We start from the raw sequence: 19,979 nt of genomic DNA, 5'->3' as shown, positions 1-19,979 counted from the left end.
CTGTGCTTGTCACAGGAATGAGGGCCGAGGGGTTTGTTACCAGGCCGTATCGACCGTGCCGTTCCCGACCACGCCCGAGCAGCGGCACGAACCGCCGACGCGGCCCTGCTCGATGGGGCAGATATAGGGTCTGCGGCGATTGGCGCTGTCCGGCGGAGTGATGACGCAGACGAACCGCGCGCGGCGCTGGCGATCGCGGCTGTTCCCGGAATAGAAGTTCGGGCTATCGTCCTGCGTGGACTGCGCCAGAATGACGTTGTTGCTCGACACCAGCAAAGGCGTAGTCGCCGCCGCTTCGGCAACGGTGGCGGCGGAGAGGAATAGGGACAGGGCGAAAACGAAGTGACGCATGCGGGTGGCCTTCGGACAATGACGGTACGGTATTTAACCCAAGCCATATTGACCGGTTCCTTAACCGCAAGGACTTCCTGCCGAAACGCTTAACGGCGCATGAATGCCTCGAAGGCGGCCCGTGCTTCCGCACTTTGCAATTGCGCGATGAAATGGCGGGCTTCCTCATCGATGCGCGCCAGTACATCCTGCGGATTGCCGCGCACGAGATCGCGGGCGATCTTCAGCGCCTGCTGCGGCTTGGCGGCAAGCCGGGTCGCGAGTGCCAGCGTTTCGCTCTCGACATGTTCCGGGGCCACGACCTTCCAGATCATTCCGGCCTGCAACGCCTGTTCGGCGGTAAAACCTTCGCCCATGGCAAGCAGCGCAAAGGCGCGCTGGTGGCCGATGAGCCTCGGTGCAAGCAGGCTGGATGCCGCTTCCGGCACCAGCGCCAGATCCACGAAAGGTGTCTTGAACAGGCTGCGATTGGAAGCAACGGTCAGATCGCAATGCAGGTTCAGCGTTGTGCCGATGCCGATGGCCAGACCATCGACACCCGAAACCAGCGGTTTTTCGAAGGTCGCGAGTGCCTTCAGAACATCGAGAACGGCAAGCTTTCCTTTTGCGCCCGACATGGCGAATGCAAGGAAGTCGGCCATATCATTGCCTGCGGAAAAGCAGCCTTCCGTGCCGAGAAACGCAACGACGCGAATATCAGGATCGGCATTGGCGGCCTGCAAGGCTTCAGCCATGCGCAGATACATTGCATCGGTGATGGCGTTTTTCTTGTCCGGCCGGTTGAAGCGGATGGTCAGGACTTCGGGTGCGTGGCTGACCCGCTCGACGAGAATATGATCGTCCGACATAGCTCTCTCCTCAATCAACTCAGGAAGCCAAAACGGCGCGGGCAGCGGCAAGGCTTGCCGCCCCGGCGATGACCCGGTCCTTGAGCGCTGCCGTTTCCGCCAGCAGGTTTTCCGCCGCAAACCGGCAAAGCGCGGCGCGTTGTCCGCCCCTGCCGTCTTCCACCGAGGCCAATGCGCCCTTGGCGAGATAGGCTCCCGTGAGCGCCAGCCCGAAGAGACGCTGGTAGGGTGTCGCGCCGGCGAGTGCGGTTTCGGTTTCGCCCGCCTTCAGCCGTTCCAGCAGCCAGTCGGTCGCCGTTTCCAGATCGTCGAGGCTCGTTTCCAGATAACGGGCCGTCTCGCCGAGATCGTCGCGGTTCGAGGCGGCGGTCCGGGCGGCGATCTCGCGCAGTTCGGTGATGAAACCACGCACCTGCGCGCCATCCGATAGCGGCAGCTTGCGCAGCACCAGATCGATGGCCTGAATGCCGTTGGTGCCTTCATAGATCGGAGCGATACGGGCGTCGCGCAGATAACGTGCCGCGCCGGTTTCCTCGATGAAGCCCATGCCGCCATGCACCTGAATGCCCATGGAGGCGACATCGACGCCGGCATCGGTGGAGAAGGATTTGGCGATCGGTGTCAGGAGGGCAGCGCGCTCCTGCCAGTAAGCGCGCTGCCGGGCGTCTTCAGTCGCGTGCGCCATATCGATGGCATGCGCGCAGCTGAAGGAGATCGCCCGCGATCCCTGCGTCAGCGCCTTCATCGTCAGAAGCGTGCGGGCGATATCCGGGTGCTCGATGATCGGGCTCATGCCGGAACCCTGCCAGCCGGGCGCCTTGCCCTGCGTGCGCTCTCTGGCGTATTCGATGGCCTTCTGGGTCGCCGCTTCACAGATCGCCACGCCCTGCATGCCAACGGCGAGGCGGGCGTTGTTCATCATAGTGAACATGCAGGCGAGACCCTTGTTCTCCTCACCGATCAGCCAGCCCAGGGCGCCCTTCTCTTCCCCGAACCTGCCGTCTCCGAAAATCATCGTGCAGGTGGGCGAGCCGTGAATGCCAAGCTTGTGCTCCAGAGAATGGCAGAAGACATCGTTTCTGCTGCCCGGCGTACCGTCGTCATCAGGGAGAAACTTCGGCACGAGGAAGAGCGAGATGCCGCGTGTGCCGGCCGGTGCGTCCGGAAGGCGGGCGAGAACGAGGTGGATGATATTGTCCGCCGCGTCATGTTCACCCCAGGTGATGAAAATCTTCTGCCCGAAGATGCGGTAGGTGCCGTCACCATTGCGCTCGGCACGGGTCTTCAGGACGCCAAGGTCCGATCCCGCATGCGGCTCGGTGAGGTTCATCGTACCGGTCCATTCCCCGGATACGAGTTTTGGAAGATAAGTACGTTTCAGATCGTTGCTGCCATGGGTGACAATGGCTTCCACCGCCCCCATGGTGAGCGTCGGCGCCAGCGCAAAGGCCATGGAACCGGAATTCCACATCTCAAGCGCGGCGACATTCAGCATATGCGGCAGGTTCTGGCCACCGAACTCTTCCGGTGCCGTCAGGCTGTTCCAGCCGGCTTCCGCCCAGCGACGGTAAAGATCGGCCCAGCCATCCGGCGTCGTGACCTTGTCGTCGGCGAGCTTCGCGCCCTGACGATCGCCGATCTCGGCAAGCGGAGCGACCTCGGCGGTGGCGAAACGACCGGCTTCGTGCAGAATGGCATCCACGACATCTTCACCGAGGTCTCCCAGCGCACCCTTTGCAAGCGCGTCTTGCAGACCCGCCACATGTTTGAGCGTAAAGGCGATATCGTCCACCGGCGCGGTATACATGCTGCCTCCTCCCGAAGCTTTTGCCTATCGTGCTGCCTTCGGGCTAAATGATTTTTACGTAAACGTCAATTTGAAAATTCCCGCCATTTCAGCGGGATTGTTATAAAACTGTCATATGAATTTGCTCAGCATGCGCTGAAAGGCGCCTCGCGGCCGCCGCTCCCACACCGGAACGACGAACGCCTCCCTCCTCCCATCCAGCCGGTCAGGACTGCCACGATGGATCTCGTAACACCCGTTATTCCCGGCCTTGTCTGGGCCTATCAATTCCACCCCGGCACAGCCCCGTGCCGCCGGCTTGCACCCGATGCCGGCTTTCACGAAATGGCCGATTGCGACGGTTTCTTCTGGCTGCATCTCAATCTCGCCGATCAGCGGGTGGCGGGTTTTCTCGAAACCATAGAGGGTCTCGATCCGGCGGCGCGGGCAAGCCTCACCACCCATGAGACACATCCCTCCATCGTGGTGGATGAAAAATCGCTTTACGGCACGCTTGTCGATTTCCAGCGGGAATTCGACAAGGAGACGCGTGATTTCGGCTGGTTGCATTTCGCGGTGAGCGACCGTTTCATCATCACCACCCGCCTGCAGCCACTGCATTCGGTGGACCGGCTGAAGGCGGCGGTCGACAAGAATTCCAACCGTTACCTCACACCATCGCATGTGTTCGAAGGCCTTGTCGCCGAATTCCAGCGCTCACTCATCAATCTGGTGATGGAGACGACGGAAGAGCTGAACGCCATCGAGGATATGGTCTATGACAGCGAGACACGCGACGAACGGCGGCGGCTTGCCCCGCTGCGCCGCACGGTGGTGCGCCTGCACCGGCATCTGCGCACCGTGCTGACCCTGATGCGACGGGCCTCCGCTGCCGACGAGGACGAGATGCCCGATGGTTTCGAGGACGTCGCCTCGCGTCTGATGGGTCGTCTGGAAGCTGTCGACCACGATGTCTACGCTTTGCAGGAGCGGGCAAGGCTGCTGCACGAGGAAATCGATTCCAAACTCTCATCCGAAACCAACCGGCACCTTTATATCCTGTCACTGATGACGGCATTCCTGCTGCCGCCATCGCTGGTCACAGGTTTTTTCGGCATGAATACGGATGAGCTGCCGTTTACCGTCGGCACGGGCGGCACGCTTTCGGCCAGCATCTTCATCGTGATTTCGGTGGCGCTTGCGTGGTTCGTGCTCAAGCGGGCGCGGATTCTGTGACGATCAACAGAGGTCAACCGACTTCTTAGCGGGGTGGCGTCGACAGTCCCACTCAGCGTCATCCTCGGGCTTGACCCGAGGATCCACAACCACCCGCGACGTTGGATCCTCGGGTCAAGCCCGAGGATGACGAAGGCTGATGTTACGATGCCTATAAGAAGCTTGAGCCGCCCGGTATTTCTCCGGGCGGCTCCATCGATTTCAGCTCGTCCACTTATCAGCTGTAAGGCGAATAGCAGGGCTGGCGTGGGCCATGATACGGCTGGAACGTGTTGCTATAGGCATCGTAGGACCGATAGCGGCCATAGCACCAGTTCACATGCGCCTGGCTCATGCCCGCACGACGGACAGGGCGGTATTCGCGATAGACCGGACGCGGACGATATTCCGGAACCGGACGGTAGATTTCCCGCGGCTGCGAAAGTGCACCGCCGATGATCGCACCCGTCGCAAAGGCTGCGAGCGGGAACCAGTAACCGTCATGATGACGATAGCCCGGACGGTAATCGCGATAACCGCGATGACCACCGTACCAGCCACGACGTCCGCCATCCCAGTCGCGACGATCGCGCCAGTACTGCACATTCACGATATTCTTGCTGGCGTCGTTGCCCACCGTCTCGACACTCTTCGGTGCCGTCGGCAATGGCATTGCCGCTTCCGCCGGAACAATCGCTCCCGCAACCACGATCGCAGAAAGACCGACAGCCAAGATATTCTTCATATAGTCTCTCATCTGACTTCCTCCATTCACGACGGTCGACAGGCCGTTATACGTGAATAATAGCACCTTTTTCTTCTTACTCAGCCAGCTTGTCGGCGCTGGCCGTTACATTTGAGGTTGCAGGCTAGGCGTTTTCGCCTGAACCCAGCATTAACGATGCATTCACGCTTCGGTTACCCGATCCGGCAGCCCGAAAGCAAAAGCCCGGATCAAATCCGGGCTTTCGAAAACCACTATCAGCGGCTGTAGGGCGATACGCATGTGCGGCGCGGACCGCTGGTCGGCTGGTAGGAGTTGTCGTAAGCGCGATACGAGCGCCAACGGTTCTGGCACCAGGACACATGGCTGCCGCCATAGGCAGGACGCGGCTGCTGCACGGCGCCACCGATGATCGCACCTGCGGCGAAGGCTGCCAGCGGGAACCAGTAACCGTTGTGATAACGGTAACCCGGACGACGATCGCGATAGCCGCGATGGCCGTTGTAATATCCGTCACGCGGCGGGCGCGGGCGATACATGCGGTCACCGTGCCTGCGGTCGTAGCGGCGGTCCCATTCGCGGTACTGCACCGGAACGACATTATTGTCAGTGGATATTGCCGGCTTCGGCATCGGCACGGGCGCTTGGAACGCCTGCGACGGCGTGAAGCTGGTGAGGAAAACGACAATCGCCGTGGCGACGCTCGTTGTCCGGAAATTCATCATGATCTTCCTCCGTTTGCTTTAACGCGTTGAACCGCGCCTTTTCATCGCTCGCTCTCATCGGAGGTAAGGGTCAGCCCCATGGAACACCCGAAAAGAATTCGATGACGTGCAAACGAGTTTGAGGAAATTTAGTTCCACGACAAAAACCGGTGGAACTGGAAGGAGGTGCACAGCCTGTCAGGCTTCCACCTTCACGTCCGTCAGCGGCCTCGAGCAGCAGGCGAGAATATAACCTTCCTCGATTTCTTCATCGAGAATACCGCCATTGTGGTTCATCTCCACCTCGCCGGAAAGTTTCAGCACCCGGCAGGTGCCGCAAATTCCCGATTCGCAGGCAGCGCCGATGCGCACACCGGCAGCACGCGCCGTCATGAGAACCGTCTGGCCGGGCTGGCACGGCATTTCTTTTCCCGAAACGGTGAAGCCCACCATCGAGAGCGCTTCGCCGTCCGCATCGGTAAGGACGCTCTCACCGACGGCGACGGGGGCGGCAGGCGAGAAGCTTTCCTGATGGTAACGGCCCATGTCGAAGCCTGACGCATCCAGCATGGAGCGGACGGCAGCCATGAAAGGCTCCGGCCCGCAGCAGAAGACGGTGCGCTCCATGAAATCATGCGCGAGCAGTGCGATCTTGGCCTTGTCGACCATGCCCTTCAGGCCGGACCACAGATCGGTGCGGCCGCATTTCTCGACAATAAAGCCGAGAGACAGGTTCGGCATGAAGCGGGCGAGATATTCCAGCTCGTGACGGAAGACGATATCGCCGGGAGTCCGCGAACAATTGATGAAGGCAATATCGCTCTGCGGGGCGCGGTCGCTCATGTCGCGCACCATCGACATCATCGGCGTGACACCGGAGCCTGCCGAGATGAACAGATATTTGTCGCCGGGATGTTTGACGTAGGAAAAGTCGCCGAGCGGGCCGAGCGCCCGGATTTTCATGCCGGGCCTCAGATTATCGAACATCCAGCGGGTGCCGATGCTATTGGCCTGCGCCTTGACCGTGACCGACAGCGCATAGGGGCGCGACGGGCTGGAGGACAATGTATATGTCCGGTAGAGCGGATCCTTGCCGACCGGCAGTTCCAGCGTCACGAATTGCCCCGGCAGATAACGAAACCAGTTCTGATCTTCGGAGCGGAACAGGAACGTCATCACGTCAGGCGTCTCTGGTGTCACCGAGATACATTCCAGCAGGTGAAGCTTGTCACTCCACGGCTTCATCTCGTCTATGTGCTTGTAGCTCACAACCATATTCATCTTCGCATCACGCTACAGCCGAAAGCCTGGCCTTGTCGCCGGACAGCCGGTCGACCATGAAATCGGCATACCAGTTGACGAACTGCATCACGCCGCCCTCGTCCTCCATGGAATAGGGGCCGGGCTCATAGGCGGGGGAACGAATGCCGAAGGCATTTTCCTCAACGATGCGGCGGTCCTGATCGTTGGTTTCGTTCCAGACGTGGGTGAGGTCTTCCAGATCGTAATCCACGCCCTCGACCGCATCCTTGTGCACCAGCCATTTGGTGGTGACCATGGTTTCGTTGGCGCTGAGCGGCAGCACCCGGAAGGAAATGGTGTGGTCACCGAGGAAGTGGTTCCACGTCGTCGGGTAGTGGAACAGAAGCAGCGCGCCGATATGGCTGATGCTGACATCGTCGGACAGCGGCCGGCGCACGGCGCGTTTGCCGGACATGGTGTAGCTTTCGGCCTCGCCGATCAGCGGCATGCGGGCGACGCGGAACTGGCCCTTGGGGTCGATCTTGAAACGGCTCGGCAGGCCGGCGGCCTCGCAGCGCGCCCAGTGGCCGCCGATTTCAGGATCGCTCGCACCACCGTCCGTTCCCGTCACGCTCGGATTTTCGGGATAGGTGCGGCAGAGTTCCGGGTGGTTGGCAGCGCAATGGTAGCATTCGCGGTTGTTTTCCCAGACGAGCTTCCAGTTGCCCTTTTCGATGATGGTGCTTTCATGCGCGACCTTGGCTTCCCAGATGCGGTGCGGGGCCATGTAGCTTTCGACTTCGGCGCGCATCGGCGCGAAATCCGCCGGCTGGTCGGCAAGGCAGATGAAGACGTAACCGGCAACGGTTTCGCAGGCGACCGGCTTCAGGCCGAAATCCCCCTTGTCGAACTCCTCGCCCATATGGCGGGCGAACAGCAGCTTGCCGTCCAGATCGTACGTCCACTGGTGATAGGGACAGACGAGACGCGCGGACTGGCCCTTCTGCGTGGTGCAGACGCGGGAGCCGCGATGGCGACAGGAATTATGGAAGGCACGGATCTGCCCGTCACGACCGCGCACGATGACGACGGAATAGGCGCCGACCTGAACGGTGAAATAGCTGCCGGACTTCGCCACCTCACAATCATGGCCGACAAACAGCCAGTCGCGATACCAGATCGTTTCCATGTCCAGCTTGAAATAATCCGGGTCCGTGTAGAAAGGCTGTTCCAGGCTGAAGCCTTCGCGGCGGTTCTTCAGCTGGCGCAATACGGTTTCACGCAATTCCATGGCCAAATCCTCGATCAAACCGCCCTGCCCGGCACCATTCACGCGGGCTGCGGAAGCATGTCCCATCTAAACACCGGCGGGTATTTGCGGCAGCGCAAACAGCGACATCGGCTTCCGCATTGGCGACAAATTGCGACATGCGCCGATGGCCGTCGCAGGCCATTCCGCTTGCGAAATCCGCGCGCTATTCGGTCCGATAAACCGCGTCGCAATATGACGCATGATGCTGCGCACATCCTATCAACCCGTCAGAAAACGGGGGTAACGGCGCAACGGAGTTTTAACGCTGCCTAAACTATGTTGGCTGATCGACAGCAACGAGGGCGCTCCTGGTGGAGAAGGCGACACGCATACGTTATTTCGATGCGGCAAAACATTCGGTCACGCCGATACGTTCCAATACCGCGCATTCGGACTTCCTGCGCACCGGACGGATCACCCGTTACGAAGAACGCTGGCTGCCGAAGGAGCGCGTCTATTACAGCCATGACGAGGTGGCCGCGATAACCGGGCGCAAGCTAGAAGCTGCCGCCGACGCCACCCATAGCCGTCTCAATGGCTTTCACCAGTCCATCCGCTTTCCCAAGATGGTTTTCCACCATCTGCTCGATGAACGGCCGCATCTCGGCTATTGCCATGTCACGGCGGCGAAAACCAGTTTCGACGCGCGCCGCCATGTTTTCTGGTCGTTCTATTTCGCGAATTTCTTTGCCGAGCTGAGCGGTGCTGAAAACTTCTTCGAAAACATCGATGCGCGTTATTCGCGGATGTATTTTGCCGTCGCCATCAATGCGCTGCCCGATCGGGGCCTCGCCGTCGACACGTCCTTCCACCGCGGCGGCCTCTTGTTCCAGACCCACGATCCGCGCGTGGCGCTTAAAAACGTGCTGATGCTTGGCGCGCGCTCGGACGAGATGCGCAAGATCATCAGGGCGATGTAAAAAGCCGCGATTGCGCTTTCCATACCTGCCCGAAATACGCTATTGACCGCCCTGAAAGGCAGCATCATGGCGCGTCATATCAATATCGAAAACGAGCGGGAAACCGCCTTGCAGGCAGCCGTCACCGAGCTTGCAGACGGCCAGCCCATCGCCCTGCCGACGGAAACCGTCTACGGCCTTGCGGCAGACGCCACCAATCCGGCGGCCATCACCCGCATTTACGAGACGAAAGGCCGGCCGCAGTTCAATCCGTTGATCTGCCATATGGCCGATATCGCCATGGCCGAACGTTACGCGGTTTTCGACCCCGTATCGCGCCGCCTCGCCGAAGCCTTCTGGCCCGGCCCGCTGACGCTGGTTCTGCCGCTCAAACCGGCAAGCGGCATTCATTCGCTGGCGACGGCCGGGCTCGACACGGTCGGCATTCGTGTACCGCAGGGTTTTGCCGGTGATTTGATCCGAAGGTTCGACCGGCCGCTGGCCGCGCCCAGCGCCAATAGTTCCGGCAAGATCAGCCCGACGAGTGCGGCCCATGTCGAGGCCGATCTCGGCCAAAAGATCAATCTTATTCTCGATGGCGGCGCAGCTTCGGTCGGCGTCGAATCCACCATCGTCAAGGTGGAAGAGGATGGCCGGGTGCGGCTGCTCCGTCCCGGCGGCATTGTCACCGAGGACATAGAGCGCATTGCCGGCAAACGGCTCGAGCGGCCGAAAAAAGCCTCTGCCGCCATTGAAGCGCCCGGAATGCTGGCCTCGCATTATGCGCCGGGCGCTGCCGTACGCCTCTGTGCAACATCGGTTTCCCCCGGCGAAGCGCTGATCCGGTTCGGCGGTATCGCCATTGCCGGTGAAGAGACGGCGCGCACCGTGCTTGATCTCAGCCCTTCCGGCGATCTTTCCGAGGCCGCCGCCAATCTGTTCGATTATCTCAAAGCAGCCGATGCAAGCGGTGCGGCTACCATCGCCATCACCACCATTCCCGCCCATGGTCTCGGAGAGGCGATCAACGACCGCCTTTCCCGTGCCGCCGCGCCGCGAGGCTGATTTCCAATCATTTCGCCCACCGTTTCAAATGACAGCGAGACGCCGCCCATGACCACCACTGCTGCTCCCTCCTCCGAAACCCTCGACCGCTTCACCGCCATCGTTGGCGAGAAGAACGCGGTGCGCGACGCTGCGGACATGGCGCCACGTCTCGTGGAAAATCGCGGGCTTTATCGCGGCGCCTCGCCGCTACTGCTCAAGCCCGGTACGGTTGAAGAGGTTGCAGCCATTCTGAAGCTTGCGAGCGAAACCGGAACCCCCATCGTGCCGCAGACCGGCAATACCGGCCTTGTGGGCGGCCAGACGCCGCGTGCGGACGGCACCGATATCATCCTGTCGCTCGAGCGCATGAACCGCATCCGCGATATCGATCCCGTCGCCAATATCATCGTGGCGGATGCCGGCTGCATTCTTGATGATATTCACAAGGCCGCCGATACGGTGGAGCGCATGTTTCCGCTGTCGCTCGGCTCGCAGGGGTCGTGCCGCATCGGCGGCAATCTGGCCACCAATGCCGGCGGCACGGCGGTTCTCGCCTATGGCAATATGCGCCAGCTTTGCCTGGGGCTCGAAGTGGTGCTGCCAACAGGCGAAATCTGGAACGGGCTGCGCCGGTTGAAGAAGGACAATACGGGTTACGACCTGCGCGACCTCTTCATCGGCTCGGAAGGCACGCTCGGCATCATTACCGGTGCGGTACTGAAACTTTTCCCGAAGCCGCTCGGTCATCAGGTGGCCTTTGCGGGGCTTGGCTCCACCGAAGACGCGCTGAGATTGTTCGAAATGGCCTCGAACCTTTGCGGCACAGCGCTGACCGGCTTCGAACTGATGCCGCGCATCGGCGTGGAATTCACCACGAGACATATTCCCGGCGTGCGCGATCCTCTCGAAAATCCGCATGACTGGTACGCACTCATCGATATTTCCACCTACGATTCAGCGGAGACGGCGGAGACGATGATGCAATCGCTGCTGGAGCGCGGTTTTACGGCCGGGCTTGTCGAGGATGCCGTGATCGCGACATCGGAAGCGCAGCGACAGGCGCTCTGGCACATGCGCGAAAGCATGTCGGATGCGCAGAAACCCGAGGGAGGTTCGATCAAGCACGACGTCTCAGTGCCGGTTTCGAAGATACCGGAATTCATGGCGACTGCGGAAAAGGCGGTTATCGCCGCCATTCCGGGCGCCCGCGTCTGCGCCTTCGGCCATCTCGGTGATGGCAACATCCATTACAATATTTCCCAGCCGGTCGGCGCCGACAAGGCCGAGTTCATCGGCCGCTGGCGGGATATGAACGAGATCGTCCACGGCATCGTGCTATCGCTCGGCGGCTCGATTTCGGCCGAGCACGGCATTGGCCAATTGAAGCGCGACGAACTCGCCGCCATCCGGCCCGGCATCGAAATGGAACTGATGCGGCGCGTCAAGCATGCCTTCGACCCCGCCGGTATCATGAACCCCGGCAAGGTGCTCTCCGCCGGTTAGGCTGACCGAATATCTGATCGAATACGGGCGGCCCATCGCCGCCCGCTTTCCGCCAGGATAGGACAACTCAAACTAGCGGGCACATTCGATCAATTTCTCAATGCCGCCCCATTTGTCGAATTGCTCTTTTCCCATCGTGGCAATCTCGGCACGCCATTTTTTTGCGTCGACGGTGGGATGAGACGTCTTTCCGGGAAAAACGACCGTAATGACCGGGATCGAATCTTTATTTTTCTTCTCGTCGGCAATGCCTGATTTTGCTCTCAGGACGCCACCCTTGTTTACCAAAGGGTTGTTGCCGATATCCTGATGGAAGCGCACGGACGCTTCGCCGAGCTTACCGCCGTCAGCATAAACCCCATAGGCGAAACGTTTGGTTGCCGGGCGATAAACGACGGCTATGTCGCCACCCTTCACACCATACTTCCTCACAAAACTACCAGACAAAACAACATACGGAATTTCGTTGGCATCGACCCAATGCCTTTGTGTTCCTGCCGGCCCATCCGGAACCGAAACGGAAGTCTCCGTTATGAAAGCCTTTCCCGGCAGGGGATCGCCAGCCTTTTGAACTATCGGCCTGTTGTTTTCGTCTTTGGAAAAACCAAATATTCTGACCTTTGAATAATCACCGGTCGCAACAGCTTTCTTCCAGGCATCGCGGCATTTTTTCTGCCATCCATTCCGGTCAGTATCGGGTGTTGACCCCACCGCGGTCACTCCATCGCAGGTGTAGGACAGGCCTTCGCCGTTCACCAGATAGGAGTTCGGCGCCCCATCGGCATCAACTTTGAGTTCTTTCGTGGTGAAAACGACGCCCCCCGTTCCACATAGGGCCTGGGACAAAGCTGTCGTCGGCAGAGCTAATATTGTAGCAAAACAAAAGGCAGCGTGGATTTTAGAAGAATGAGACTGAAAGAATCCGCAGAACATGCAACCCTCCCCTGAAAGACATGTATAGGTTGCATTTATTCATGCAGAAGTCGAGTCCCTCTTCTTGCTTCTCGGCAAAATTTTGCAGTTTCCAGGTATCGCAACCCAGTTCAGTCTTCAGTTGATTATACTTTGAGAGTTTAAGCGCTTCAGCTTAGCTTGAAGGTCGCGCTGTCCAGGCCGGAGCCAGCTCCGCATTCAGGCGGCGCGGCTTTTGCGCGTGGACGAGCTGTGACAGGCCCATGCCGGGTTTTGCGATCGCCACCGCATGTTTCTTCGGCATCAGGTAGCCATATTCCAATGGCGGCTGGCGGCGGATGATTCGGCTGAAGAACGGGCGTTTGTGGTAACGGGATGGGGAAAACCGCGCCGGCTCCGCACACACTGTCACATAGTCGAGGATTTCCTCGATCCAGCCGCTCTGCGGGCGGGCGCCCGGTTCGACCAGCAGGATCCATTGTCCGCGCGCCGAATGCATGACATCGGCAATGTCCCATTGCACATAAAAACGGCAGCCGGCGGCATCGGCGACACGCGACGACCCATCGCGCGAACCGTGATCGAGGACCACAACATCGCTTACAAGCCCCTCCACGGCACCGGTTACGAGCGCAGACAGCGTGTGCGCCAGTTCCGGTTCCTGATCCCGGCATTCCATTATGACTGTCAACATATGCATAGCTCTAACGCATCGCACAATAAATTGCCACTCCGGTCGTCACGGGAAAAGTTGCGAGGCCTTATCGCGGCACGACCCTGCGGAAGATGCTGATCGTGCTTTTTTGTTCTTGTAATGTTCTCATTTCTGCGTTAGGAATTTAATCATTCGAAGGGGCAGCGAAAGCCTGTTCGAACGGAAACGGTTTAGGGCGTTGGGCGTGCCTTCAAAGGTGCGTCATGACCTTGGAGCATCCAGATGAGAGACCATACGCTTTCAGGGCAGGCTGCCTTTCAGCCGCGCCATACGCCTGACATTGCCAATGCGCTGGCCGATGCATCGGGCCTGCGGATCGAGATCGACCGTCGTCGCGGCCGTGGCGCGGGTCTCAACCCGGATGGGCGTTTCGAGGCCCTGCAGCGGGAGGTTTTCGACGATGGCTGGCAAACCCTGGAAGAGTTGCCAGCGTTCCGCACCGAGGTGCAGGTGGAAAAGCCGCGCAGCATTATCAGCCGCAATGAATCGCCCGACATTCCGTTCGACCGCTCCATCAATCCCTATCGCGGCTGCGAACATGGCTGCATCTATTGTTTCGCAAGACCTACGCATAGCTATATGGGGCTTTCGGCGGGGCTGGATTTCGAGGCCAAGCTGTTTGCCAAGCCGGATGCGGCAAAGCTGCTCGAAAGGGAGCTGGCGAAACCCGGCTACAAGGCGCGCGTCATCGCCATCGGCACCAATACCGATCCCTATCAGCCGATAGAACGCGAATGGCGCATCATGCGGCAGATATTGGAAGTGCTGGCGAAGGCCGAGCACCCTGTCGCCATCGTCACCAAATCCGCGCTGATCAAGCGGGATATCGATATTCTGGCGCCGATGGCCAGGAAGGGCCTCGCCAAGGTCGGCATTTCCGTGACGACGCTGGACCGCAAGCTGGCGCGCAGCATGGAACCGCGCGCCGCAACGCCGGAAAAACGGCTGGAGGCCGTCAAGGCGCTGACGGATGCTGGCATTCCCGTGGCCGTCATGATGGCACCCGTCATTCCGGCGCTCAACGATCATGAGATCGAACGCATTCTTGAAGCCGGCAAGGCCGCCGGCGCAACCGAAGCCTCCTATGTGCTGCTGCGCCTGCCGCTGGAGGTCAGTCCCCTCTTTCGCGACTGGCTGCTGCGCAACTATCCGGACCGCTACCGGCATGTCATGTCGCTGGTGCGATCCATGCGCGATGGCAAGGACTACGATGCGGAGTTCGGAAAGCGCATGAAGGGCGCCGGTCCCTATGCCTGGCAGATCGGCAGGCGTTTCGAGATGGCAACGAAACGGCTCGGCCTCGTCCGCCGCGGCATTCATCTGCGCGACGATCTCTTCGTGCCGCCGGGTGGCGCAGGGGTTCAATTATCGCTGCTTTAAGCAGCAGATGCGGAAAGTGTCCGAGGATGATGAATGTCGGAACTGAACGCGGCGTCATCCTCGGGCTTGGTCCGGAGATGACGCCGACCATGAAGGATAATTCGCCAATAATTGGAGGCTTTGTGAGCCTTTAACAGACGGAATTCAGAACCATAGGAGCAACCTTCTTGTCTTGTTGCTCTCGACGAAATGCCCGGCGGGTTTTCCCTGGCCTGCCGGACATCACCCCCCGGAACCGCCGCCTCGCGTGCGATCATTTTTCCTCCGCCGCCCCGCTGGAGGATCAAAGGTCATGACGACCTCAGGGGCACGGTGAGCCACGCCCCTCGATCCCGGCTCACCGCGCCTGTCATCGCCCGCTTCCGGGGGCTTGCAGGAGATCGGGTGTGTGTGCAAGTTTCGCCGCATGAAACGCCGCACCGCACCCGATTCTCCTGCCCTCTTCGATCTTACCGATACCGGCCCGGATTTCTCTTTCGAACTGGAAGCGAGAAGGAAGGGCCTCTGGCCCGTGGCCGGTACGGATGAGGCAGGCCGTGGACCTCTCGCGGGACCGGTCGTCGCTGCGGCGGTCATTCTCGATCCGGACAATATTCCTGAGGGTCTCGACGATTCCAAGAAGCTGACGAAGATAAAGCGGGAGAGCCTGTTCAGGCTCATCATGGAAACCTCTGTCGTTTCCGTCGCCTCCTCCGGTCCCGGCCTGATCGACAGCATGAACATCCTGCGCGCCAGCCTCGATGCCATGCGCCGCGCCGTGCTCGGCCTCGAAACCTCCCCTGCCCTCGTGCTGGCCGACGGCCGCGACAAGCCACCGGGCATCACCTGCGAGGCCAAGGCCGTCATCAAGGGCGATTCCCGCTCCCTCTCCATCGCCGCCGCCTCGATCATCGCCAAAGTAACCCGCGACCGGATGATGGAGCGGGCTGGCATCGTGCATTCGTCCTATGGTTTCGAAGGCCATGCCGGTTACGGGACGCCGGCTCATCTTCGAGCCATCGAAAGTCATGGACCCTGCCCGTTGCACCGGATGAGTTTCAGGCCGCTGAAGCAGGATTGATCGTGGCGACGGACGCAACTTGAAATTCAGATAAATTCGTTCGATCAGCGCCTTCGCAATACAAAATAGGTCAACACGGGCGAAACCGGGAAGCGGGTGCAAATCAGAACGTGACTTTGTCTGCGACAAAGAGCGGCCAATCTTTTCAGCTTGGTGCGCTGGCGTCAGCGTCAGAACAGACGATCGGAAAATCGATCGATCTCCCACTTGGTGAGAAAATCAACCTGTCGCGGGATCCATCCGACAGAATTGCTTCCCCATTCGTGGGTTCGGCTTGCGTGTTCACCCATAAGCCATAAGTGACGAACCGTCACAAACCTCAACGCCGCTTCGAAGTCGTCAGGCGATATCGGCCGAATTTCCCGATACCCATCCACGAAGGCGTGCCAGACGGTAATATGTTCCCGGCCAAAGGAGATTTGAGCCCAGAGGAAGACAGCGAGATCATAAGCGAGATATCCCGGGCCTCCATCATCAAAGTCGAAGAATACGGCTTCACCAGCCTCATTGATACGCGAATTGAAACCGTGGCAGTCTCCGTGACAATATGTCCAAGTCAGATTATCGGACGCCTCGATCGCCGTTGCTGCGCGCTTGGCGATGTCTTGAAGATCAACGAGAACCTGCGCATCATCCACAATTCCGCTGTCGCGTATTCGTGCGAGAGGCCGATGCAACAAATGTTCAAGATCAAGTCGATATAGCGTTTCGCCGATGGGAAATGTCTCTGCCGCGTTGTGCACAAGAGCAAGGGTCTTTCCGTTAGCCCGGGCATCGCCAGCATCAGCGGCATGGACTTCACGCCCACCAAGCGCGTTAAAAAGCACGCCCTCGCGCGCACCTTCCGGCGACTGGCCTCGAACGAAGAAAGTACCGTCACGTGTCGGAATTGGCCCGGCGACTGGAACTCCTGATTTCGAGAGATGGGACAGAAATGCAGTTTCGCTTTTGACGTCGGCTGCGCCACGGGCACGGCGGTGGGAAAGCCGAAACACATAACGCTCGCCGTCGTTCACGGTAACGAGATAAGCGTCATTAAATCCACGCTGAAGCAGCTTGCAGGATACAGGTCGTTTTAGTTCGTAGTGCCGATTGATAAAATCTTCGATCGCTTCACTCTGTGGGGTAGAATACAGCGGATAAAAGTCGATCATTCGGCTATGTCCTGCGGAGCTTCATGAGGCTGTCTCAGCATCGCGACCAAGTCGCTTGCTCCGTAGAATAGGGAAATCTGCTGCTGCGGCAATAAGCGGACGCGCGATCAAATATTTAGAGTCGAGAGCCAAACCCTAACGCTTGCCAATACCCGCCCTTTTTTAACCTGCCCTCCACCCCGCAGGCTGACCGTTTGTATGAGTGGCCCATTAAGAGAACAGCATTTCGACAGGCCTGTCGGCACTGTATTTCTGACCGATCCCTGGGGCCCAAAACAAAAAACCCCTCGCGGCTCGCACCGGAGGGGTTTTGAACAATATCGAGATAAATCTCAGTTCAGCTTCGACTTCACGTCGCTGATCGTCGCAGCGAAAAGCTTGGCCTTTGCGGCAGTGGTGGTCTTTTCGGCAATGAGCTTCTCGGAAGCGGCAATGGCGATGTCCACGGCGGCGGCGCGAACGGCGCCGATGGCGTCTTCTTCGGCCTGTTTGATCTTCTGCTCCGAAAGGGCCGTGCGGCGGACGACGAATTCTTCCGTCTTCTGCTTGGCTTCGGCCGTCAGGGCGGCTGCCTCGCGTTCGGCAGCGGCAACGATGCCTGCTGCTTCCGCTTCGGCTTCCTTGCGCTTGCGCTGATATTCAGCCAGCAGGTGCTGGGCCTCTTCACGCAGGCGCTTGGCTTCGGCCAGCTCGTCCTGAATGTTCTGCGCGCGCTCGTCCAGAGACTTGGTGAGCATGCCCGGAACCTTGAGATAGGCGATCAGGACGAAGAAAAGGATAAGGCCGACGAGAGCGAAAAATGATGCATCAAACGCCATATCAGGCTCCCTTCACATTCGAAGCGGCGGCAATGGCGGCCTTGACGTCGGTGTCCTTGACCTTGGCGCCAACCAGCTGGTCGACAATCGCGGTCGCGGTTTCCTCGGCGATAGCGCCGACATCGGCAAAAGCCTGTTCCTTGATGCCCGCAATGCGCTTTTCGGCGGCGGCGAGCTTTTCAGCAAGTCCGGCTTCGATCGCGGCGCGGTCGGCATCGGCCTTGGCCTTGGCGGCGTCACGTGCCGCGGAGCCGATCGAGCTTGCCTTGGCGCGGGCTGCCGCGAGTTCTTTTTCATAGGTTTCGACGGCAGCGTCAGCTTCGGTTTTCAGCCGTGCCGCTTCATCGAGATCCTGTGCGATGCGTCCATGACGGTTTTCGAGAATGCCGCCGACGCGAGGAACGATGACCTTCTGCATGAGCAGGTAGAAAAGGCCGAACGTGATCGCCAGCCACAGGACCTGCGATGCATAAGTAGACTGGTCGAACGGCGGGAAAACGCCGGAAGCACCGTGTTCAGCGCCGTGCGCTACACCGGTTTCCGTGTGCGTGGCTTCCGGTTGCGGCTGGCCGACAGCCGGAGTTTCCGTATGCGTTTCACCTACGGTCGGTGCTGACTGGGCATAAGCCTCGGTCACGAACATGCTCACCTCCAGGGGGACTGCAAATGCGAAGGATCACGGCACGCCATTAGCGCGAGCCGTGATCCAGACCTGATGCCGATATTAGACAGCGAACAGGAGAAGGAGAGCAACGAGCAGCGAGAAGATGCCCAGAGCTTCCGTAACGGCGAAGCCGAATACCAGACGGCCGAACTGGCTGTCGGCAGCAGAGGGGTTGCGCAGTGCGCCGGACAGGTAATCACCGAAGATACGGCCGAGTGCGAGGGACGTACCAGCCATGCCGAGGCATGCGAGACCTGCGCCGATGTACTTTGCTGCTTCCGCTTCCATGTGAGACTCCTTGAGATATAGGTTGTTGCGGCTGTTTTTGACGCCCGTTTCCGGGGTCAGCGACTTTACTTCTCAGTGACCACCATGCACGGCGTCGTTCAGGTACATGCAAGTCAGTACCGCGAAGACGTATGCCTGCAGGAAGGCAACGAGAAATTCGAGAGCGGTCATTGCGACCGTCATGATGAGAGGCAGGACAGCGCCGCCGATGCCGAGAGCGCCGAGCGCGCCCATGGAGGCGACGAAGCCTGCGAAAACCTTGAGCGTGATGTGGCCGGCCAGCATGTTCGCGAAGAGACGAACGGAAAGGCTGATCGGACGCGACAGGAACGAGATCATTTCAATTGACGCGACAAGCGGCAAAAGCGCTTTCGGTACGCCCGAGGGGGCGAAGATGCCGAAGAAATGAAGACCGTGCTTGTAGAAACCGTAAACGACGACCGTGCCGATGACGAGGCAGGCGAGCGCGAAGGTGACGATGATCTGGCTGGTGACCGTGAAGAAATACGGGAACATGCCGAGAAGGTTTGCCGTCAGCACGAACATGAACAGCGAAAAGACGAAGGGGAAGAACACCATGCCCTTCTTGCCGGCGCCTTCGCGCAGCATGGAGGCGATGAATTCATAGGACATTTCAGCAACGGACTGCATGCGGGTCGGGATCAGACCGCGGTTCGACGTTGCGAAATAAAGGAAACCGGACGCTGCAGCCACGGTCGCAACCATGAAAAGCGACGCATTTGTGAAGGAAAAATCGACGCCGCCAATTTCGATCGGAATGATCGGCTGCACCAAGAACTGATGGGTCGGATCGTTTGCCACCGGCTGCCCTCTTTACCTGTCGCCGCTCATGGCGGCATCTCAACTGCAAGAAAAAACAGCTTAAACGCCGCCTTTTCCACCCTCGTCTCGTCTGTCCGCCTTCTCCAGCAGCGGCGGCTTTGCCACCGCGCCCGTCGAGCGCAACACATTCAATACGCCTGCGCAGAAACCGAGAAGAAGAAGAACGATCATCCCCCACGGCGTCGTGCCGACAAAATAGTCCAGAAGATAACCCAGCATAGCGCCGACCACGATGGCCGAAATGAACTCCGATGAGAGCTTCACCGCCATCGCAAAACCTTTTCGGTTTTCCGCAGCGTTGGTCTCCGCCCTCACTTCCGCCTCATCCTCCGCCTTCACCTTTGCCAGCTCGTCAGCAAGGCGCTTGCGGCGCTCGTCCAGACTATCGTCACGGTTGCCAGTCATCTTAAAATCCCACCCATTTTCTCCGTTCCAGCCATGCCAGAACCCTTTGGAGTTGTAAACGGTGACGGATTAAGCCTGTTCCAGCCCGCTCTGAAGTCGCGCGCAACAT

Annotated in this window: 21 protein-coding genes; 6 read left to right on the top strand and 15 right to left on the bottom strand. The window is 59.5% G+C overall.

Annotated features, from left to right (window positions below; all coding sequences use genetic code 11):
- Positions 1-36: 36 nt before the first annotated feature.
- The 3 genes from JZY08_RS02150 to JZY08_RS02140 all read right to left on the bottom strand — a co-directional run bounded on the left by JZY08_RS02150 (position 37) and on the right by JZY08_RS02140 (position 3,006).
- Positions 37-351 carry a hypothetical protein gene (locus JZY08_RS02150; RefSeq protein WP_137037195.1) on the bottom strand — a complete coding sequence of 105 codons (315 nt, stop codon included), beginning with the start codon at positions 349-351 and terminating at the stop codon, positions 37-39.
- 89 nt (positions 352-440) lie between these two features.
- A complete protein-coding gene (locus tag JZY08_RS02145; protein WP_003494179.1) occupies positions 441-1,199 on the bottom strand; it encodes a crotonase/enoyl-CoA hydratase family protein in 759 nt (252 codons plus the stop codon).
- Positions 1,200-1,218: 19 nt separating this feature from the next.
- Complete coding sequence (locus JZY08_RS02140) at positions 1,219-3,006, bottom strand: acyl-CoA dehydrogenase (protein ID WP_216330835.1); 1,788 nt, start codon at positions 3,004-3,006, stop codon at positions 1,219-1,221.
- Positions 3,007-3,225: 219 nt separating this feature from the next.
- On the opposite strand from JZY08_RS02140, the gene JZY08_RS02135 reads away from it, so the two are divergent.
- On the top strand, positions 3,226-4,221 hold the full coding sequence (locus JZY08_RS02135) for a transporter (RefSeq protein ID WP_216330834.1): 996 nt from the start codon (positions 3,226-3,228) through the stop codon (positions 4,219-4,221).
- Positions 4,222-4,438: 217 nt separating this feature from the next.
- Here JZY08_RS02135 and JZY08_RS02130 read toward each other — a convergent pair whose 3' ends face one another.
- The 4 genes from JZY08_RS02130 to JZY08_RS02115 all read right to left on the bottom strand — a co-directional run bounded on the left by JZY08_RS02130 (position 4,439) and on the right by JZY08_RS02115 (position 8,161).
- On the bottom strand, positions 4,439-4,957 hold the full coding sequence (locus tag JZY08_RS02130; RefSeq protein WP_035241698.1) for a BA14K family protein: 519 nt from the start codon (positions 4,955-4,957) through the stop codon (positions 4,439-4,441).
- Positions 4,958-5,181: 224 nt separating this feature from the next.
- Positions 5,182-5,649: a BA14K family protein gene (locus JZY08_RS02125; protein ID WP_216330832.1), complete on the bottom strand. Its 468-nt coding sequence runs from the start codon at positions 5,647-5,649 to the stop codon at positions 5,182-5,184.
- Positions 5,650-5,826: 177 nt separating this feature from the next.
- Entirely contained in the window at positions 5,827-6,909 is a 1,083-nt protein-coding gene (locus tag JZY08_RS02120) for a hybrid-cluster NAD(P)-dependent oxidoreductase (protein ID WP_301183734.1), read from the bottom strand.
- Between the two features lie 7 nt (positions 6,910-6,916).
- A complete protein-coding gene (locus tag JZY08_RS02115) occupies positions 6,917-8,161 on the bottom strand; it encodes an aromatic ring-hydroxylating dioxygenase subunit alpha (protein WP_035219001.1) in 1,245 nt (414 codons plus the stop codon).
- Positions 8,162-8,493: 332 nt separating this feature from the next.
- Here JZY08_RS02115 and JZY08_RS02110 point away from each other — a divergent pair, with 332 nt between their 5' ends.
- The 3 genes from JZY08_RS02110 (at position 8,494) to JZY08_RS02100 (ending at position 11,631) form a co-directional block, all read left to right on the top strand.
- The gene (locus tag JZY08_RS02110; RefSeq protein WP_216330830.1) at positions 8,494-9,102 is read left to right on the top strand and encodes a DUF6656 family protein; all 609 of its coding nucleotides are present in this window, start codon (positions 8,494-8,496) and stop codon (positions 9,100-9,102) included.
- 66 nt (positions 9,103-9,168) lie between these two features.
- Positions 9,169-10,146, top strand: coding sequence for an L-threonylcarbamoyladenylate synthase (locus JZY08_RS02105; protein ID WP_216331489.1), 978 nt, complete (start codon positions 9,169-9,171; stop codon positions 10,144-10,146).
- Positions 10,147-10,194: 48 nt separating this feature from the next.
- Positions 10,195-11,631 (top strand): FAD-binding oxidoreductase, encoded by a 1,437-nt coding sequence (locus JZY08_RS02100; protein ID WP_216330829.1) that lies wholly within the window; start codon positions 10,195-10,197, stop codon positions 11,629-11,631.
- 72 nt (positions 11,632-11,703) lie between these two features.
- Here the strand turns inward: JZY08_RS02100 and JZY08_RS02095 are convergent, their stop codons facing one another.
- Together JZY08_RS02095 and JZY08_RS02090 are read right to left on the bottom strand one after the other, a co-directional pair.
- Positions 11,704-12,564 carry a glycoside hydrolase family 75 protein gene (locus tag JZY08_RS02095; protein ID WP_216330827.1) on the bottom strand — a complete coding sequence of 287 codons (861 nt, stop codon included), beginning with the start codon at positions 12,562-12,564 and terminating at the stop codon, positions 11,704-11,706.
- Between the two features lie 154 nt (positions 12,565-12,718).
- On the bottom strand, positions 12,719-13,237 hold the full coding sequence (locus tag JZY08_RS02090) for a glycosyl transferase (RefSeq protein WP_216330825.1): 519 nt from the start codon (positions 13,235-13,237) through the stop codon (positions 12,719-12,721).
- A 243-nt stretch (positions 13,238-13,480) separates the two neighbouring features.
- On the opposite strand from JZY08_RS02090, the gene JZY08_RS02085 reads away from it, so the two are divergent.
- Both JZY08_RS02085 and JZY08_RS02080 read left to right on the top strand, forming a co-directional pair.
- The gene (locus JZY08_RS02085) at positions 13,481-14,638 is read left to right on the top strand and encodes a PA0069 family radical SAM protein (protein ID WP_082183815.1); all 1,158 of its coding nucleotides are present in this window, start codon (positions 13,481-13,483) and stop codon (positions 14,636-14,638) included.
- A gap of 406 nt (positions 14,639-15,044) precedes the next feature.
- Positions 15,045-15,698 (top strand): ribonuclease HII, encoded by a 654-nt coding sequence (locus tag JZY08_RS02080; protein ID WP_216331488.1) that lies wholly within the window; start codon positions 15,045-15,047, stop codon positions 15,696-15,698.
- 170 nt (positions 15,699-15,868) lie between these two features.
- On the opposite strand, the gene JZY08_RS02075 is transcribed toward JZY08_RS02080, so the two are convergent.
- The 6 genes from JZY08_RS02075 to JZY08_RS02050 form a co-directional block, all read right to left on the bottom strand.
- Positions 15,869-16,852 carry a phosphotransferase gene (locus JZY08_RS02075; RefSeq protein ID WP_216330823.1) on the bottom strand — a complete coding sequence of 328 codons (984 nt, stop codon included), beginning with the start codon at positions 16,850-16,852 and terminating at the stop codon, positions 15,869-15,871.
- Between the two features lie 332 nt (positions 16,853-17,184).
- Positions 17,185-17,670, bottom strand: a complete 486-nt coding sequence (locus JZY08_RS02070) for a F0F1 ATP synthase subunit B (RefSeq protein WP_216330821.1) — start codon at positions 17,668-17,670, stop codon at positions 17,185-17,187.
- Position 17,671: 1 nt separating this feature from the next.
- On the bottom strand, positions 17,672-18,313 hold the full coding sequence (locus tag JZY08_RS02065; RefSeq protein WP_035218658.1) for a F0F1 ATP synthase subunit B: 642 nt from the start codon (positions 18,311-18,313) through the stop codon (positions 17,672-17,674).
- 81 nt (positions 18,314-18,394) lie between these two features.
- Positions 18,395-18,622, bottom strand: coding sequence for a F0F1 ATP synthase subunit C (locus JZY08_RS02060; RefSeq protein ID WP_003494147.1), 228 nt, complete (start codon positions 18,620-18,622; stop codon positions 18,395-18,397).
- A 72-nt stretch (positions 18,623-18,694) separates the two neighbouring features.
- Entirely contained in the window at positions 18,695-19,444 is a 750-nt protein-coding gene (locus JZY08_RS02055) for a F0F1 ATP synthase subunit A (protein ID WP_003494138.1), read from the bottom strand.
- A gap of 60 nt (positions 19,445-19,504) precedes the next feature.
- Complete coding sequence (locus JZY08_RS02050) at positions 19,505-19,870, bottom strand: F0F1 ATP synthase assembly protein (protein WP_003521044.1); 366 nt, start codon at positions 19,868-19,870, stop codon at positions 19,505-19,507.
- Positions 19,871-19,979 lie beyond the last annotated feature (109 nt).

The organism is Rhizobium sp. X9, from assembly GCF_018873185.1.
GTDB lineage: Bacteria > Pseudomonadota > Alphaproteobacteria > Rhizobiales > Rhizobiaceae > Agrobacterium > Agrobacterium oryzihabitans.
Note: the sequence above shows the minus strand (reverse complement) of the source record. Positions and strands in the feature narration are given on the sequence as shown.

Bases quoted from the DNA above. Each gene is read 5' to 3' on its own strand.
- JZY08_RS02150 (WP_137037195.1), bottom strand. From the start codon at position 351: ATGCGTCACTTCGTTTTCGCCCTGTCCCTATTCCTCTCCGCCGCCACC.
- JZY08_RS02145 (WP_003494179.1), bottom strand. From the start codon at position 1,199: ATGTCGGACGATCATATTCTCGTCGAGCGGGTCAGCCACGCACCCGAA.
- JZY08_RS02140 (WP_216330835.1), bottom strand. From the start codon at position 3,006: ATGTATACCGCGCCGGTGGACGATATCGCCTTTACGCTCAAACATGTG.
- JZY08_RS02135 (WP_216330834.1), top strand. From the start codon at position 3,226: ATGGATCTCGTAACACCCGTTATTCCCGGCCTTGTCTGGGCCTATCAA.
- JZY08_RS02130 (WP_035241698.1), bottom strand. From the start codon at position 4,957: ATGAGAGACTATATGAAGAATATCTTGGCTGTCGGTCTTTCTGCGATC.
- JZY08_RS02125 (WP_216330832.1), bottom strand. From the start codon at position 5,649: ATGATGAATTTCCGGACAACGAGCGTCGCCACGGCGATTGTCGTTTTC.
- JZY08_RS02120 (WP_301183734.1), bottom strand. From the start codon at position 6,909: ATGAATATGGTTGTGAGCTACAAGCACATAGACGAGATGAAGCCGTGG.
- JZY08_RS02115 (WP_035219001.1), bottom strand. From the start codon at position 8,161: ATGGAATTGCGTGAAACCGTATTGCGCCAGCTGAAGAACCGCCGCGAA.
- JZY08_RS02105 (WP_216331489.1), top strand. From the start codon at position 9,169: ATGGCGCGTCATATCAATATCGAAAACGAGCGGGAAACCGCCTTGCAG.
- JZY08_RS02100 (WP_216330829.1), top strand. From the start codon at position 10,195: ATGACCACCACTGCTGCTCCCTCCTCCGAAACCCTCGACCGCTTCACC.
- JZY08_RS02095 (WP_216330827.1), bottom strand. From the start codon at position 12,564: ATGTTCTGCGGATTCTTTCAGTCTCATTCTTCTAAAATCCACGCTGCC.
- JZY08_RS02090 (WP_216330825.1), bottom strand. From the start codon at position 13,237: ATGTTGACAGTCATAATGGAATGCCGGGATCAGGAACCGGAACTGGCG.
- JZY08_RS02085 (WP_082183815.1), top strand. From the start codon at position 13,481: ATGAGAGACCATACGCTTTCAGGGCAGGCTGCCTTTCAGCCGCGCCAT.
- JZY08_RS02080 (WP_216331488.1), top strand. From the start codon at position 15,045: ATGAAACGCCGCACCGCACCCGATTCTCCTGCCCTCTTCGATCTTACC.
- JZY08_RS02075 (WP_216330823.1), bottom strand. From the start codon at position 16,852: ATGATCGACTTTTATCCGCTGTATTCTACCCCACAGAGTGAAGCGATC.
- JZY08_RS02070 (WP_216330821.1), bottom strand. From the start codon at position 17,670: ATGGCGTTTGATGCATCATTTTTCGCTCTCGTCGGCCTTATCCTTTTC.
- JZY08_RS02065 (WP_035218658.1), bottom strand. From the start codon at position 18,313: ATGTTCGTGACCGAGGCTTATGCCCAGTCAGCACCGACCGTAGGTGAA.
- JZY08_RS02060 (WP_003494147.1), bottom strand. From the start codon at position 18,622: ATGGAAGCGGAAGCAGCAAAGTACATCGGCGCAGGTCTCGCATGCCTC.
- JZY08_RS02050 (WP_003521044.1), bottom strand. From the start codon at position 19,870: ATGACTGGCAACCGTGACGATAGTCTGGACGAGCGCCGCAAGCGCCTT.